Origin of the sequence: Dickeya sp. CFBP 2040 (genome assembly GCF_012273755.1) — a bacterium.
Lineage (GTDB): Bacteria > Pseudomonadota > Gammaproteobacteria > Enterobacterales > Enterobacteriaceae > Dickeya > Dickeya poaceiphila.
On record NZ_JAAVXH010000099.1, the window covers coordinates 1 to 404 of the forward strand.

Genomic DNA, 404 nt, shown 5'->3' on the forward strand with positions numbered 1-404 from the left:
GGGGGGCGGGTGCACCTGCTGCAGAGCGGCGAGCTGGCGATAGACGTGGCGTTTCTCGGTGTGCCGAGCAGCGACGAATTCGGCAACGCCAACGGGACGTCGGGGAAATCGCGCTGCGGGTCGCTGGGTTACGCGATGGTGGATGCGCACTACGCGAAAAAGGTGGTGCTGCTGACGGAAAGTCTGGTGCCGTTCCCGAACATGCCGGCGAGCATCGTGCAGGACCAGGTGGACTTTGTGGTGCCGGTGGAGGAAGTGGGCGACCCGGCGAAAATCAGCGTGGGGGCGGCGCGCGTGACCAGCAACCCGCGTGAACTGCTGATAGCGCGGACGGCGGCGGACGTGATTGAGCACTCCGGGTATTTCAGGGCGGGCTTTTCGATCCAGACCGGGTCGGGCGCGGC

General features: G+C 66.3%; 1 protein-coding gene. It reads left to right on the forward strand.

Going from position 1 to position 404, the window contains the following annotated elements; genetic code table 11:
* Positions 1-404, forward strand: a 404-nt coding sequence (locus Dpoa2040_RS16070) for a citrate lyase subunit alpha (RefSeq protein ID WP_305792414.1), incomplete at both ends; no start/stop codon positions are given.